At 35.7% G+C, this 14,779-nt stretch carries 13 protein-coding genes, 1 tRNA gene and 1 pseudogene; 4 read left to right on the plus strand and 11 right to left on the minus strand.

Annotated elements, in window-relative coordinates:
- Positions 1–91 precede the first annotated feature (91 nt).
- A complete protein-coding gene (gene secG, locus CD30_RS09105) occupies positions 92–319 on the minus strand; it encodes a preprotein translocase subunit SecG (RefSeq protein ID WP_036175656.1) in 228 nt (75 codons plus the stop codon).
- Positions 320–631: 312 nt separating this feature from the next.
- Between secG and CD30_RS09110 the strand changes: the two genes are divergently transcribed.
- Both CD30_RS09110 and CD30_RS09115 read left to right on the plus strand, forming a co-directional pair.
- A complete protein-coding gene (locus tag CD30_RS09110; RefSeq protein ID WP_084077772.1) occupies positions 632–1,651 on the plus strand; it encodes a bile acid:sodium symporter family protein in 1,020 nt (339 codons plus the stop codon).
- A 121-nt stretch (positions 1,652–1,772) separates the two neighbouring features.
- Positions 1,773–2,735, plus strand: a complete 963-nt coding sequence (locus CD30_RS09115; RefSeq protein ID WP_036175660.1) for a nuclease-related domain-containing protein — start codon at positions 1,773–1,775, stop codon at positions 2,733–2,735.
- Between the two features lie 644 nt (positions 2,736–3,379).
- On the opposite strand, the gene eno is transcribed toward CD30_RS09115, so the two are convergent.
- The 6 genes from eno to CD30_RS09145 form a co-directional block, all read right to left on the minus strand.
- The gene (eno, locus tag CD30_RS09120) at positions 3,380–4,672 is read right to left on the minus strand and encodes a phosphopyruvate hydratase (protein WP_036175663.1); all 1,293 of its coding nucleotides are present in this window, start codon (positions 4,670–4,672) and stop codon (positions 3,380–3,382) included.
- 17 nt (positions 4,673–4,689) lie between these two features.
- A complete protein-coding gene (gene gpmI / locus CD30_RS09125; protein ID WP_036175666.1) occupies positions 4,690–6,234 on the minus strand; it encodes a 2,3-bisphosphoglycerate-independent phosphoglycerate mutase in 1,545 nt (514 codons plus the stop codon).
- 1 nt (position 6,235) lies between these two features.
- The gene (gene tpiA / locus CD30_RS09130; protein WP_036175669.1) at positions 6,236–6,991 is read right to left on the minus strand and encodes a triose-phosphate isomerase; all 756 of its coding nucleotides are present in this window, start codon (positions 6,989–6,991) and stop codon (positions 6,236–6,238) included.
- Between the two features lie 13 nt (positions 6,992–7,004).
- The gene (locus CD30_RS09135; protein WP_036175673.1) at positions 7,005–8,189 is read right to left on the minus strand and encodes a phosphoglycerate kinase; all 1,185 of its coding nucleotides are present in this window, start codon (positions 8,187–8,189) and stop codon (positions 7,005–7,007) included.
- 212 nt (positions 8,190–8,401) lie between these two features.
- On the minus strand, positions 8,402–9,406 hold the full coding sequence (gap, locus tag CD30_RS09140) for a type I glyceraldehyde-3-phosphate dehydrogenase (RefSeq protein WP_036175676.1): 1,005 nt from the start codon (positions 9,404–9,406) through the stop codon (positions 8,402–8,404).
- Positions 9,407–9,522: 116 nt separating this feature from the next.
- On the minus strand, positions 9,523–9,759 hold the full coding sequence (locus tag CD30_RS09145; RefSeq protein ID WP_036175679.1) for a glutaredoxin family protein: 237 nt from the start codon (positions 9,757–9,759) through the stop codon (positions 9,523–9,525).
- Between the two features lie 118 nt (positions 9,760–9,877).
- On the opposite strand from CD30_RS09145, the gene CD30_RS09150 reads away from it, so the two are divergent.
- Positions 9,878–10,498 (plus strand): spore coat protein, encoded by a 621-nt coding sequence (locus CD30_RS09150; RefSeq protein WP_036175682.1) that lies wholly within the window; start codon positions 9,878–9,880, stop codon positions 10,496–10,498.
- Positions 10,499–10,587: 89 nt separating this feature from the next.
- Here the strand turns inward: CD30_RS09150 and CD30_RS09155 are convergent, their stop codons facing one another.
- From CD30_RS09155 to CD30_RS09170, 4 genes and pseudogenes are all read right to left on the minus strand, one after another.
- On the minus strand, positions 10,588–11,370 hold the full coding sequence (locus CD30_RS09155) for an amino acid ABC transporter ATP-binding protein (RefSeq protein WP_052126125.1): 783 nt from the start codon (positions 11,368–11,370) through the stop codon (positions 10,588–10,590).
- Positions 11,367–12,077, minus strand: coding sequence for an amino acid ABC transporter permease (locus CD30_RS09160; RefSeq protein ID WP_036175685.1), 711 nt, complete (start codon positions 12,075–12,077; stop codon positions 11,367–11,369). Before CD30_RS09160 ends, CD30_RS09155 begins: the two co-directional genes overlap by 4 nt.
- Before the next feature lie 21 nt (positions 12,078–12,098).
- Positions 12,099–12,943: pseudogene (locus tag CD30_RS09165) on the minus strand (basic amino acid ABC transporter substrate-binding protein).
- A gap of 853 nt (positions 12,944–13,796) precedes the next feature.
- Positions 13,797–13,871: transfer RNA gene (locus CD30_RS09170), tRNA-Arg, on the minus strand.
- A 289-nt stretch (positions 13,872–14,160) separates the two neighbouring features.
- Between CD30_RS09170 and clpP the strand changes: the two genes are divergently transcribed.
- Positions 14,161–14,751 (plus strand): ATP-dependent Clp endopeptidase proteolytic subunit ClpP, encoded by a 591-nt coding sequence (gene clpP, locus CD30_RS09175; RefSeq protein ID WP_036175688.1) that lies wholly within the window; start codon positions 14,161–14,163, stop codon positions 14,749–14,751.
- The last annotated feature ends 28 nt before the right edge of the window (positions 14,752–14,779 follow it).

Raw genomic sequence — 14,779 nt, forward strand, 5'->3', positions numbered from 1 at the left:
AAAAGTTATCCACAAAGCGAAATTTTATAATTTCCTTAACAATAAAAAAGCCTAACCATGCTCGGTTAGGCTCACATTATTTTTATTCAGATTATAATTTAACAACTAATAATGCCAATATAAAGAATATTACTGCAAGAACAATCGTTAATCTATGTAAAACTAAATCCATACCTCTTGCTTTTTGCTTTCCAAAAAGTTGCTCAGCTCCACCAGAGATGGCCCCTGATAATCCCGAACTTTTACTTGATTGCAATAATACAACTGCAATTAGTGCTAAGCTGTCGATTAGTAATAATGTTAAGAATAGTGTGTGCATATACTCCACCTCCTGAAATAGAAACTTCACAACAAAATATAGTATACCAAAAGTAGGCTACATTGACAATGTTCAAAGCAAATAATCAATTGGATAGCAATAATTTAAGTATTTCACTTGATTAGATTTTTATTAAGGGAATTTTTATAATTTGGCATTTTCACTATTTTAACAGTATTAATTGTCTATAATTATCTACAATTGACTTTGTCATGTAAAATAGTCTGTTAATTTTTCTGAATTTTGTTGTAATTCTGAATCTACTTAACTATAATAATACAAAAATATATATAGGAAAGAGGTAACACAATAATGGGAGCTTTACAGAAAATCGGGAAATTTGCGGGGGATACATTTGCCCTATGGGTATTACTAGCTGCAGGACTAGCGATGTGGATTCCAGAAAACTTTACGTGGCTTAGTGCATATATTACTCCTTTACTTGGTATTGTTATGTTTGGTATGGGGATGACTTTAAAATTGAATGACTTTAAATTAGTCGTTAAATACCCAAAAGGTGTAATTCTTGGTGTTCTAGCGCAATTCATCATTATGCCATTACTTGCATTTGGATTAGCAGTTGCTTTCCAACTACCACCTGAGCTTGCTGTTGGTGTAATTTTAGTAGGTTGTTGTCCTGGTGGAACGTCATCAAACGTTATGACATTACTTTCAAAAGGGAATGTGGCATTATCTGTAACGATCACTTCTTTCACTACTTTATTAGCACCAATCATGACACCTGCATTAATCTATTTATTAGCAAGTGCATGGCTACCTGTAGACTTCATGGCAATGTTAATGTCTGTTGTTCAAGTTATTTTAGTACCAATTGTATTAGGTTTCATCGCGCAAGTATTATTTAAACCAATTGTTGCAAAAAGTATTGATATTCTTCCAGTTGTATCGGTTATAGCAATCGTTTTAATCGTAGCAGCTGTAGTTAGTGGTAGCCGCGATCGTATCATCGAATCAGGTTTATTCATTTTAGCTATCGTTGTTCTTCATAATGGTCTTGGCTATTTAGTCGGCTATGGCGTAGGTAGATTATTTAATTTAAAATATGAAGACAAAAAAGCAGTAGCCATTGAAGTGGGTATGCAAAACTCTGGCTTAGGTGCTTCATTAGCAACTGCACACTTTGAACCAATCACGGCTGTTCCTAGTGCGATTTTTAGCTTCTGGCACAATATTTCAGGGCCGATTCTTTCAACATATTGGTCTGCTAAAGCAAGTCGAATGGGAAGTAATAAGGATCAGGATGATGACGTGGATTCTGATTCAAATTCAAATGTGGACGAAGCTGCGGTTGAAGTTACTAGTTCGAAATAAAGATTTCATGTTTAATTGTTTTTTCTTTAACTGTTCCAAAATAATATTTTGGGGCAGTTTTTATTTTTTTCTTTAAATTCCTTTTTGTGGATATTATTATTCTATTTGAGGAGGTGAAACATTGTTATTGCTTGAACGAGAAAAGTCGAAGTCACTCATCGTGGCAGATGCGCTATTACGTCGACTTGAAACAAGTGATGACGACTACCCTTACTTTTACGAGGTCTCAAAACGTCTACATGCTGGGTTCGAAGGTGAAAAAATGGTTGATCGACATTGGTTCGAAATGACCAATCTCGAAAAACACAGTCTCTTTTTCAATTATGAACTTATGAATGAATTTGGATTTCCCCACCAAATTGACACACTTCTCCTCACTCCGAAATTTCTTTTCATCCTGGATATTAAACATATGAGTGGCCGTGTTGATTATGAAGAAGAGAAAAATCAATTTATTCGTACCCGACAAGATGGCGTTATTGAAAGTTTTTCAGATCCCGTAGCTCAAGTTTTGCGTCATGGGCAATATTTTGAAAGACTTTTCACCAATTTGCAAATTACATTACCTATTGAATATGCAATTGTCTTTTCAAATCCTTCTACAATCATTGGACAAGTTCCGAAGAGTGTTCCCTTCTTCCATACAAGCGGTCTACGATTTCATGTTTCAAAATTACTATCAAAGCATTCACCTGTCCTGACCGAGAAAAGCTTAAATAAACTATCTAAGTTATTGTTGTCTTCTTTAAAAAGAAAGGATACAAAACCAGCTATCAGCATAGATCGCATTAAAAAGGGCGTGTTATGTGAAGCATGTAATTATCAAGTTCAAATGATTTATAAAAACAGAACTTGGTGCTGTCCAAAATGTGGCGTTCAAAACAAAAAGGCTTTTTATCAAGCATTAGATGACTATCGAATCCTCATTAACGATCGCATTAAAAACAACGAGTTTCGTGACTTTTTTGAAATTGATTCTATGCAAATTGCTTCCAAAATTTTATCGCGGTTGGGGTTAGTAGCTGTAGGAGATAAAAAAGGGCGATACTATATCATTCCAGAAAATATTGCAAGTAGGATTTGATGTTAGGATAAGAACCATTCTTGATTGGGTGGTTCTTTTTTATTTTTGGTGTGATTGTGATTGTGATTGAGGTTGGGGTTATGCAGGGGGAGTCGAACTCTTTTCGGCTTTTGTCTATTATCTGCTTCCGTTTGTCTATTATCCCACTGCTTTTGTCTATTATCTCGAGCTCGCTTCTGCTCTTGTCTATTATCCACTCCTGTTTGTCTATTATCCCGCCACTTTTGTCTATTATCTTAAAGCCGCTTCTGCTCTTGTCTATTATCCACTCCTGTTTGTCTATTATCTGCCCTAGTTTGTCTATTATCCCGCCACTTTTGTCTATTATCTCGAACTCACTTCCGCCCTTGTCTATTATTCGTCGCCGTTTGTCTGTTATCTGCCCCAGTTTGTCTATTATCCCGCCACTTTTGTCTATTATCTTAAAGCCGCTTCCGCCCTTGTCTATTATTCGTCGCCGTTTGTCTATTATCTGCCCCAGTTTGTCTATTATCTCGAACTCTCTTCCACTCTTGTCTATTACAGATCTAGAATTCTCTAAATCCGGAAGCTCTTTCTACTTCCGCTTATGATCCAGAATTACTCGCTTCTCAAAAGCATAAAAAAACCGGGCTCCGCTACGGAACCCGATTTCGAAAACTTACTTATTTTAAATTATAGAAAGATTTTAATCCAAGATATTGAGCTGTTGCGCTTAGTTGATCTTCGATGCGTAATAATTGGTTATATTTCGCAACGCGGTCAGTACGAGATGGAGCACCTGTTTTAATTTGGCCTGCATTTGTAGCGACAGCGATATCAGCAATTGTTGAATCTTCTGACTCACCTGAACGGTGGGAGATGACAGCAGTATAGCCTGCACGTTTCGCCATTTCGATTGCATCTAATGTTTCAGTTAGAGTACCAATTTGGTTTACTTTGATAAGGATTGAATTACCAACGCCTTGCTCAATCCCTTGAGCTAATTTGTTTGTATTTGTAACGAATAGGTCGTCACCTACTAATTGAACGCGTTTACCAATACGTTCAGTTAATAATTTGTGACCTGCCCAGTCATTTTCATCTAAACCATCTTCAATAGAGATAATTGGGTATTTTGAAGTTAGCTCATCATACCAAGCAACCATTTCTTCTGATGTTTTCACAACACCTTCACCTGATAAATGATATTTGCCGTCTTCTTTGTTGTAAAGTTCAGAAGATGCTACATCCAGTGCAATACGTACTTCTTCACCAGCTTTATAGCCAGCTTTTTCGATGGCTTCAAGAATCACTGTAATAGCTTCTTCGTTAGAACCAAGGTTTGGTGCAAAACCACCTTCGTCACCTACAGCAGTGTTATAGCCTTTCTCTTTTAAAACTGCTTTTAAATTATGGAAGATTTCAGCACCCATACGTAATGCGTGACGGAAAGACTCAGCACCTACAGGCATGACCATGAATTCTTGAATATCAACATTATTATCTGCGTGTGCACCACCATTTAGAATGTTCATCATTGGAACTGGTAGTTGTTTTGCATTTACGCCTCCAAGGTATTGGTATAAAGGAATATCTAAGTAATCTGCTGCTGCATGGGCAACTGCTAAAGATACACCTAGAATTGCATTAGCACCTAGTTTCCCTTTGTTTTCAGTTCCATCAAGCTCGATTAATGCTTTATCAATAACTACTTGATCAAGAACAGAATAGTTGCCTTCTAGTTCTTCAGCGATAATTGTGTTTACATTTTCTACTGCGTTTAATACACCTTTACCAAGATAACGAGATTTATCGCCATCGCGTAGCTCTACAGCTTCATATTCGCCAGTTGATGCTCCTGATGGAACAATCGCACGACCGAATGCACCTGACTCTGTAAATACTTCAACTTCAACAGTTGGGTTACCGCGTGAATCTAAAACTTCTCTAGCATAAACTTGTGTAATAAATGGCATGATGATCCAATCTCCTTTTAGTTTGATTTCTCAAATTCAAATAATGGTTTACCTGTCATTTCCTGTGGTTGATTTAGTCCTAATAATTTTAACATAGTCGGAGCTAAGTCAGCTAAAATGCCTCCATCGCGCATTTCGATGTTCTGTTTTGTAACAATTACAGGAACAGGATTTGTTGTATGTGCTGTCATAGGTTCACCTTCTAAAGTAACTACTTCATCAGAGTTACCATGATCAGCAGTGATAATTGCAGCGCCACCTTTTTCTAAAATCGTGTCTACAACTTTACCCAAACATTCATCAACAGCTTCAATTGCTTTTATCGTTGGTTCAAGCATACCGCTATGGCCAACCATATCAGGATTTGCAAAGTTTAATAGTATTGCATCAAATTTATCAGCTTGTATCTCACTTACTAGCGCTTCTGTTACTTCATAAGCACTCATTTCTGGTTTTAAATCGTATGTAGCTACTTTGGGAGAAGGAATTAAGATTCGCTCTTCTCCAGGGAATTTCTCCTCACGTCCTCCACTCATAAAGAAGGTTACATGTGGGTATTTTTCAGTTTCGGCTATACGAAGCTGTGTTAATCCGTTTCTTGCAATCACTTCACCGACAGTATTGACTAAATCAATATTTTCAAACGCTACAAGTGCATTTACATCAGCACTGTAATGTGTAAAAGAAACAAATTTTAAATTTTGTGGGTGCTTTTCTGAAAGTTTAAACCCAACAAAAGAATCATTTGTAAAGACAGTAGACAATTGAATTGCTCGGTCTGGTCGGAAGTTAAAGAATATAACCGCGTCATTCGAATCAATTGTAGCTACCGGACTACCTTCTTCCGTTACAACAAAAGGAACGACAAATTCATCATACACTTCACGACTGTATGAATTTTCAATACCAAGCTTTGCACTTGGAGCCGTTTGTCCGATTCCATCAACTAATGCATTATAAGATAAATGCACACGATCCCAACGTTTATCGCGATCCATCGAATAGTAACGACCATGAATTGATGCAAATTTCCCTACACCAATTTCATTCATTTGTTTCTCTGTTTCTTCTATGTAGCCAAGTGCTGTTGTAGGACCGACATCGCGACCATCCAAGAAGCCATGTACATATACTTCCTCAACTCCATGTTGTTTTGCTAACTTTAGGAGTGCAAAGAGATGTTCATAATGACTGTGAACGCCACCATCTGATAATAATCCCATCAGATGTAGCTTTGAATTATTTGCTTTCACATGTTCAATCGCTTCAATAAATTTCTCGTTTTTAAAGAAATCCCCTTCACGAATGGACTTGTGAATTCTTGTTAAACTTTGATAAACAATTCGGCCAGCACCGATATTTAAATGGCCTACCTCAGAATTTCCCATTTGTTCATCAGGTAGACCAACCGCTTCACCACTCGCTATTAGAGTTGAGTGTGGAAACTGGTTCCAATAACGATCAAAGTTTGGCTTTGAGCTTTGTGCTACCGCATTTCCGAATACTTCATCACGAAATGCAAAGCCGTCTAGAATAATTAATGCAACTGGTTGTTTTGGCATTTTACATTGCCGCCTCCAATAATTTCAAATAGGAATCCACTTGTAAACTTGCACCACCTACAAGTGCTCCATCAATATGTTCTTTTGAAAGTAATTCTTTAATATTTTCTGGTTTCACACTGCCACCATATTGAATACGAATTTTTTCAGAAGTATCACGTCCATATAGTTCTTCCACCACGTTTCGAATTGCTCCACATACTGTATTCGCATCATCAGCAGTTGCTGTTTTACCAGTACCGATTGCCCAAATTGGTTCGTAAGCAATGACCATATGTTCCACTTCTTCTACTGTAAATCCATCAAGAGCAGCTTTTACTTGCTTCTCTACTTTTTGCTCTGTTTGGTTTGCTTCACGTTCTTCCAATGTTTCTCCACAGCAAATAATTGGAACGATTCCATGATTCATCGCAGCACGCACTTTTTTATTTACTGCTTCGTCTGTTTCGTTAAAATATTCTCTACGTTCTGAATGCCCGATAATGACATAATCAACATTTACTGCTGATAATTGGGCAGGACTGATTTCTCCAGTAAATGCACCTTCATTTTCAAAGTGCATATTTTGTGCACCAATTGCTAAATCAGTTTCAAAGGCAATATCAACTAATGTAGGTAAATATAATGCAGGTGCACAAATTACTGCGTCCACGATTTCTTCAGATGGAATTTTATCGCGCACCGCTTCTACAAATTCAGTCGCTTCATCAAAGGTTTTATACATTTTCCAATTTCCAGCAATGATCGGTTTACGCATGAGTAAGCCTCCCTTATTTATCATTTAATGCAACGATACCTGGAAGTTGTTTACCTTCCATTAATTCAAGTGATGCTCCTCCGCCTGTAGAGATATGATCCATTTTTTCTGCAACGCCAAACTTTTCAACTGCTGCAGCAGAATCACCACCACCAATAACTGTGTAACCTTCTGTTTCAGCCATTGCAAGTGCTACTGTTTTTGTACCATTTGCAAATGGCTCCATTTCAAATACACCCATTGGACCGTTCCAAATGATTAATTTAGAATTTTTAATGATTTCTGCGTACTCACTAGCTGTTTTTGGTCCGATATCTAGTCCCATCCAAGTTTCTGGGATACTATCGATATCTACCGTTTTTCTTTCAGCATCTTTGGAAAATTCGCTTCCAACAATTGCATCAACAGGTAAATGTAATTGCACACCCTTTTCCTTTGCTTTTTGAATAAAGTGTTGTGCTAATTCAATTTTATCTTCTTCTAATAAAGATTTACCAATCGAGTAGCCCATTGCTTTACTGAATGTATAGGAAAGCCCACCACCGATTAGTAGGTGATCTACTTTATCGAGTAAATTTTCAATAACGCCGATTTTATCCTTCACCTTTGAACCACCAATAATTGCTGTGAATGGTCTATCAGGATTCGATAGAGCTTTTCCTAACACCACTAGTTCTTTCTCTATTAATAAACCTGATACCGCTGGAATGTATTTTGCGATGCCTTCTGTTGAAGCATGAGCTCTGTGAGCAGCCCCAAAGGCATCATTTATATAAATATCAGCTAGAGCAGCAAAACTTTTTGCAAGCTCTTCATCATTTTTTTCTTCACCTTTATGGAAACGAACATTTTCAAGAAGTACAATGTCGCCTTCTTTCATATTCGCTACTGTTTCTTCAACTTTTGTTCCGATTGATTCGTCCAGTTTTGTAACTGGTTTGCCAATTAGTTCAGAAAGACGTACTCCAACGGCTGTTAATCGCATTTCTTTTTTTACTTCACCTTTTGGTCTTCCTAAGTGAGAAGCTAAAATAACTTTTGCGCCTCTGTTAACTAATTGTTCTATTGTAGGAATCGCAGCACGAATTCTTGTTTCATCTGTAATGGACCCATTTTCCATCGGTACATTAAAATCAACTCGAACAAATACACGTTTTCCTTGTACATCAATATCATTCATCGTCTTCTTTGAAAACATGAAGAAAATCCTCCTAATTTTACGAAAGGCGATCAACCATTCTAATATTTCTATATTTATTTAATAAAAATAAGGAGCGGGCGTGTACACCGCTCCTTTTACCCTCCATCATTATAAATGGAAAAATATATTAAGGCTATACTTAATATAGAAAAAAAGTTTTAATATGTTACACTTTTTCACAATTTGTCAAAAAGTATAACACATTTATATTAGAAGCCTTGTTCAGCTATATATAGTGCCAAATCCATTAAACGTGTGGAATAACCTATTTCGTTGTCATACCACGCAAGTACTTTTACCATATTATCTTCTAAAACCATTGTTGAGAGACCATCGACAGTTGAAGAATTTGAATTACCGTTATAGTCAATTGAAACGAGCGGTAATTCGTTATAACCAAGTATTCCTTTTAGCTCTCCATTTGCCGCATCTTTTAATACGCCATTTACTTGTTCTATTGTTACGTTTGAATTTAATTCAACTACAAAGTCAACACATGATACGTTTGGAGTTGGGACGCGAATCGAAAACCCATCTAGCTTGCCTTTTAATTGTGGTAATACTTTCGCCACTGCAATCGCTGCACCAGTTGTTGTCGGAATCATAGAAACCGCACCAGCTCGAGCACGTCTTGGGTCACTATGTGGGAAGTCTAAAATACGCTGATCATTTGTATAGGAATGAACCGTCGTCATTAATCCACGTTTAATTCCGAATTTTTCATCTAAAACCTTTGCCACAGGGGCTAAACAATTTGTAGTACAAGAAGCATTTGAAATGACGTTCTCTGTTTTTGAATAGTTCGTATGATTAACCCCCATAACATAGGTAGGCATTTCACCTTTTGAAGGGGCAGATAATATCGCTTTTTTCGCTCCTGCTTGCACATGCTTAGAAACTTCTTCCATTGAACGGAATCTTCCTGTTGATTCAACTACTACATCAATATCAAGTTCTCCCCAAGGAAGCTTTGCAGGATCTTTTTCTGAAAGAACTTTAACTCTATTCCCGTTTACAATAAATGCATCATCTTCTGATTGCACATCCGCATCGTAGATTCCATGAACGGAGTCAAATTTTAAAAGATGGGCTAATTGATGAGCATCTGTTAAGTCATTGACAGCAACTACTTCAAATTGATCATGTTTCATCGCCTCACGAAACACTAATCTACCAATACGTCCAAAACCATTAATCGCAATTTTCACAGCCATAAAATTACCTCCAATAAACAATACTTTTATTGTACAACTACATTTTTACCTTAAGTAGATAATATTAACCTTCATTCATTATGACCTTAAAAGATAAAGCTTATTTTTATTTCTTGTTAATTTTCTGCTAGGCCTTCGTAAAGCGAAACATAATCTAAATTGCCGTATTGCACAACTTCACCATTACATTCGACTACAGGAATCATGAGCATATACTTTTCATGCATTTGATCGTTTTCTTCAATGTTAATGATTTCAATATCGAAATGTAGCTCTTCTTGAACTAATTTTAATACAGTAAAACCTTCTTCGCATAATAAACAATCTGGTCTGCTGTAATACTTTATTATCATTTATATAACCCCTCGCTTATTACCAATTATTGTATCAAATTTTTCAATGAATAATCAAAAATAAGCTACACAAACTAATCTGCGAACGACCTTAATTTTATTAAAAGGAGGATAATTTATGAACAATAACTTTATGGATCAAACTCAATCCACTCAATCGAATATGCCCCTTTCAATGAATCATGGTGCACATGAAGTACTAGATGTTCATGAAGTGTTAAGTGCTGGAATCGGCGCGTTAAATACTTTTATCTTTTTACGTCCTCATGTTCAAGACCAAGAGCTCTTAAATATTTTGGATAGACAATATGCTTTTATGCTTGATGAGTACAACATTACTGCAGAATGCTTTAAAACAGGACAAGACCCTAGTCACCCAACACGCTCTTATAAAATGCAAATGGGTAACGATTCAAAATACGGTCTAACACCTGGTCAACCAAAAAAACCGATGCAATCTGCTAATGAAATTAATGACGGCATTATCTCAGGTTGGTTGCTAAACTGCCACAAAATGAGTGCAACAGGTAAAACGACAGCCGCTTTAGAAGCGACAAACCCTGTAGTACGCCGTGTATTACAAGATTCCATTCCAAACTGTATTGAGATGGCTTATGAGCTCTCACTTTACCAAAACAAGCAAGGCTACTATCAAATCCCACAATTATCTACTCAAGATATGCAAGCAATGTTAAATATGTATGGTCAAGCAGACAAAGCAAAGGATATGCCTAACTAAATCTCGATGCTACCCATACCTAGCTCATATCATGGGTAATATTAAAAATCCATTCAGTGAATATTTTTCACTGAATGGATTTTAACTGTCTATAAAACCTTACTTAAGAATGCTATCGTTCGTTCATTTTGGGGATTTCCAAATACATTTTCAGGTTTACCTTCTTCAACTATGTATCCACCATCCATAAAAATGACACGATCGGCAACTTCTCTGGCAAAGCCCATCTCATGGGTAACAACAACCATTGTCATACCTTCATTAGCTAATTGCTTCATAACATCTAAAACCTCTTTTACCATCTCAGGGTCAAGAGCGGATGTTGGTTCATCAAAAAGCATAATTTTAGGCTTCATCGCAAGTGCCCGTGCAATTGCAACACGTTGTTGCTGCCCACCTGAAAGTTGCTGAGGGTAGTTGTAGGCTTTTTCTTTAAGCCCAACTTTATCTAATAAAGATAACGCCAATTCTTCAGCATCTTTCTTATTCATTTTACGTACTTCGATTGGTGCCATTGTTACATTATCAATTACCATCATGTGAGGGAATAGATTAAACTGTTGGAAAACCATCCCAACTTCAGTACGAATTTCATTAATATCTGTACTTGGATCGTTTACTTTGACATCCTCAATATAGATGGAGCCATCTGTAACCTCTTCAAGTAAATTAATACATCTTAAAAATGTACTCTTTCCTGAACCTGATGGACCGATAACACAAACAACTTCACGTTCATCGATATCGTAGTCGATGCCTTTTAATACATCAAGCTTACCAAAAGACTTTTTTAAACCTTCGATTCGAATAAGGCTACTTTTGTGATTTTTGGCATCCAGTTCTTTTTTATCTAAACCTTCAACTGTACTCATGCTGCTAGCCGCCCTTCTCTTCGATTTTTTCGAGGGTTGTAATCGTTGCTAAATCGTTTTTCAACCATTCCAATAACTTTTGTTAATACATAAGTTAAAATTAGATATAACAATGCAGCAGCTAAATATGGCTCCCAGAAGCTAAATGTTGCTCCAGCCGCCATTTTCGCAGCGAATAAAATATCATTAGCTGCAATAACAGTTACAAGTGACGAATCCTTTAGTAACGCTATAAATTCATTCCCTAATGGTGGAACCATGCGACGAAATGCTTGCGGTAAAATAATTTTACGCATCGCTTTACCGTGTGATAAACCTAGTGAGCGTGCAGCTTCCATTTGGCCTTTATCTATCGACTCGATACCTGCTCTAATAATTTCCGCTATATATGCAGAACTATTTAAAATTAACGCTGCAATACCTGAAACCATAAATCCGAATGATTGACCGAAAACCGATGGTATTAACGCTAAGTCTATAATTAAAATTTGAACTAGCATCGGTGTACCACGGATTAGGTCTACATATATTTTACATGGCCAATAAAACAACTTCTTTTTCGAAGTTTTACCAAGCCCAAATAATACCCCTAGTATGATACCACCAAGAAAACCACATACGGTTAAAACAATCGTCACCCAGATACCATTAATGAAAAAATCACGGTAGTTCCAGACAATTTCCCAGCGCATATCAAAGATGTTCATCTGAAACACTCCTACTCAATTTTATTCAAGCTCTTGACCTGTAATTTCAGCTAACTTACCGCTTTCTTTAAGCTTTTGAATACCTTCATTTAATAGATCTAGTAATTCTGTATTACCTTTTTTCACCATTAATCCGTAGTATTCACTTTCAAAGCTATCATCTTCAATTGTGATAAGGTTTGAATCTGGATTTGTTTTAGTAAATTCGATTAATACTGCATTATCACCGATAACCGCATCAACAGTACCATTGATCATTTGTTGAATTGCGATTGGTGTTGTTTCATAAGTTAAAATATTTGTACTTGCTTGACCTTGTAAGTCTTGAGCAGCATAGTGTCCTGTTGTGTTAATTTGTACACCGATTTTCTTATCTTTTAAATCTTGTAATGAAGTAATGCCTGAATCTGCTTTTGTAATGATTAATTGAGTAGCTTCATAATATGGATCTGTAAAGTCAAATGTTTCTTGGCGTTCTTCTGTAATTGTAATTGCAGAAATACCAAAGTCTACTTGACCATTTGTTACTTGAGTAAATAATGGCTCCCAGCCTACATGTTGAACTTCAGCTTTAATGCTTATTCTTCAGCAAGTGCATTAACGATATCCACATCGATACCTACAATATTTCCGTTATCATCCATTGACTCAAATGGTGCATATGCAGCATCTGTACCTACTAGTAATTCTTTAGTTTCTGCTGGTTCTTCTGTTTCAGACGAAGTACCCTCTGTTTCAGTAGTAGGCTCTGATCCATTTGTACCTTCACTACTATTACTATTATCACTGCTTGTTCCACATGCTGCTAGTACAAACGTTAATGCTGCAAGAACTAGTAACATAAGAAGACTATTTTTCTTTAACATAAATGAAACCCCCTAAAATAATAAAATTGTTTTCAAACTAATATCTATCTTTGAAAACACTTGTAATCTATTTCATTATATTTATTAACCATTTTTTGCACAATACTTAATTTTCAAAATAATAACTTTTTATTAATTTTAATGAATACTATTTAATGTATCCAACACCTCTTAATGTTAGATTTCCTATTATATTTATTATCCTAATAGAACATTGCTATATGACTATTTCAAAATTCTAAAAGTAGTAATATGTAATGACAAAGTAGTGTAAACAAAAAACCGCCATACTCAAGGCTATTGAGTACGGCGGTTGCTATTGTTAAAACCTTAAAACTAAAATAATACTTCTATCATCGATCATAAATGATTGTTTTTTATATGAAAAGATATTTTTATCATCACTAGTTTATTCTAGAATGAATGGGGATAAAATGTTTCGGTACAGTTAAACATTTTATCCCATATTCTCATCCCCTTGATTTCTATAGGCTGCTAAACTATAGAAATCAAGTTAAGGTCTTTCTTATGAAAAATATAATTTAAAACAGTAAAATGGCGCCCCTTTAAGGGCATGTTAGGATGCGATTAATGAAAAACAGCTACAATTCAAAACGATTTGTAGCCTGATGTTTGTTTAAATTATTACTTGATATTCATTAATCATTACAGCCTATATTAATTTACTAATTTTCGAGACAATTATCAACCTTTTTCTAAAAAAAATATTATTTCACTAAGTATTCACATTATTAATAGAAAATATGTAGTGAAATAAGAATTAGAAAAACCTGTTAAATAGTAGTATATACTCCCATTAAATTGGTAAAATTAATAAAGTATCATTTACTAATGGCGCCCTCGGAGGGAATCGAACCCCCAGCGGAAGAACCGGAATCTTCTGTGTTATCCATTACACCACGAGGGCATGAAGACATTTACAAATGAGTAGTACCTTTTAAATGCGACTTTTTCATTATACAAATGTTACACTTTGAATTCAACTTTTATGTAATATATTTATTTGCAATTATTTAATAGAAATTTATAGTTTTAAATTCTATAAGTTGAACATAGAATAATTGTAATGAATCTAATGGTCAAATAGTTAGGTGTTTATATTTGACCTTTCTTGACTATTCTGTGTATCATATGAATGAAGCTGAAATAAGCAATATTTCAGATGAATACTTATAACCTTTAAGGAGGATTTTATTATGAATTTAATTCCTACAGTTATTGAACAAACTAGTCGCGGCGAACGTGCTTATGACATTTACTCTCGTTTATTAAAAGACCGTATTATTATGCTAGGTAGTGCCATTGATGACAATGTTGCTAACTCAATCGTTGCACAATTGTTATTTTTAGCAGCAGAAGATCCAGATAAAGATATTTCTTTATACATTAACTCTCCTGGTGGATCTATTACTGCTGGTATGGCTATTTTCGATACAATGCAGTATATTAAACCGAAAGTATCTACAATCTGTATCGGTATGGCTGCTTCAATGGGTGCATTTTTACTTGCTGCTGGTGAACCTGGTAAACGTTTTGCATTACCAAATGCAGAAGTGATGATTCACCAACCACTTGGTGGCGCTCAAGGGCAAGCAACTGAAATTGAAATCGCTGCAAAACGTATTTTATTCTTACGTGATAAATTAAATGGTATTTTAGCTGAACGTACTGGTCAACCACTTGAAACAATTGCAAAAGATACAGACCGCGACAACTTCATGACTGCTACGCAAGCTAAAGAATATGGTTTAATCGACACTATTATTACTACTATTGAAGAAAAATAATAATTAAATAACTATAAGAACTTACCCA

The sequence above is a fragment of the Ureibacillus massiliensis 4400831 = CIP 108448 = CCUG 49529 genome (assembly GCF_000772965.1).
Lineage (GTDB): Bacteria > Bacillota > Bacilli > Bacillales_A > Planococcaceae > Ureibacillus > Ureibacillus massiliensis.

Excerpts from the sequence above, each read along its gene's own strand:
- secG (WP_036175656.1), bottom strand. The coding sequence starts at position 319 with ATGCACACACTATTCTTAACATTATTACTAATCGACAGCTTAGCACTA.
- CD30_RS09110 (WP_084077772.1), top strand. The coding sequence starts at position 632 with ATGGGAGCTTTACAGAAAATCGGGAAATTTGCGGGGGATACATTTGCC.
- eno (WP_036175663.1), bottom strand. The coding sequence starts at position 4,672 with ATGCCATTTATTACACAAGTTTATGCTAGAGAAGTTTTAGATTCACGC.
- gpmI (WP_036175666.1), bottom strand. The coding sequence starts at position 6,234 with ATGCCAAAACAACCAGTTGCATTAATTATTCTAGACGGCTTTGCATTT.
- tpiA (WP_036175669.1), bottom strand. The coding sequence starts at position 6,991 with ATGCGTAAACCGATCATTGCTGGAAATTGGAAAATGTATAAAACCTTT.
- CD30_RS09135 (WP_036175673.1), bottom strand. The coding sequence starts at position 8,189 with ATGTTTTCAAAGAAGACGATGAATGATATTGATGTACAAGGAAAACGT.
- gap (WP_036175676.1), bottom strand. The coding sequence starts at position 9,406 with ATGGCTGTGAAAATTGCGATTAATGGTTTTGGACGTATTGGTAGATTA.
- CD30_RS09145 (WP_036175679.1), bottom strand. The coding sequence starts at position 9,759 with ATGATAATAAAGTATTACAGCAGACCAGATTGTTTATTATGCGAAGAA.
- CD30_RS09150 (WP_036175682.1), top strand. The coding sequence starts at position 9,878 with ATGAACAATAACTTTATGGATCAAACTCAATCCACTCAATCGAATATG.
- CD30_RS09155 (WP_052126125.1), bottom strand. The coding sequence starts at position 11,370 with ATGAGTACAGTTGAAGGTTTAGATAAAAAAGAACTGGATGCCAAAAAT.
- CD30_RS09160 (WP_036175685.1), bottom strand. The coding sequence starts at position 12,077 with ATGAACATCTTTGATATGCGCTGGGAAATTGTCTGGAACTACCGTGAT.
- clpP (WP_036175688.1), top strand. The coding sequence starts at position 14,161 with ATGAATTTAATTCCTACAGTTATTGAACAAACTAGTCGCGGCGAACGT.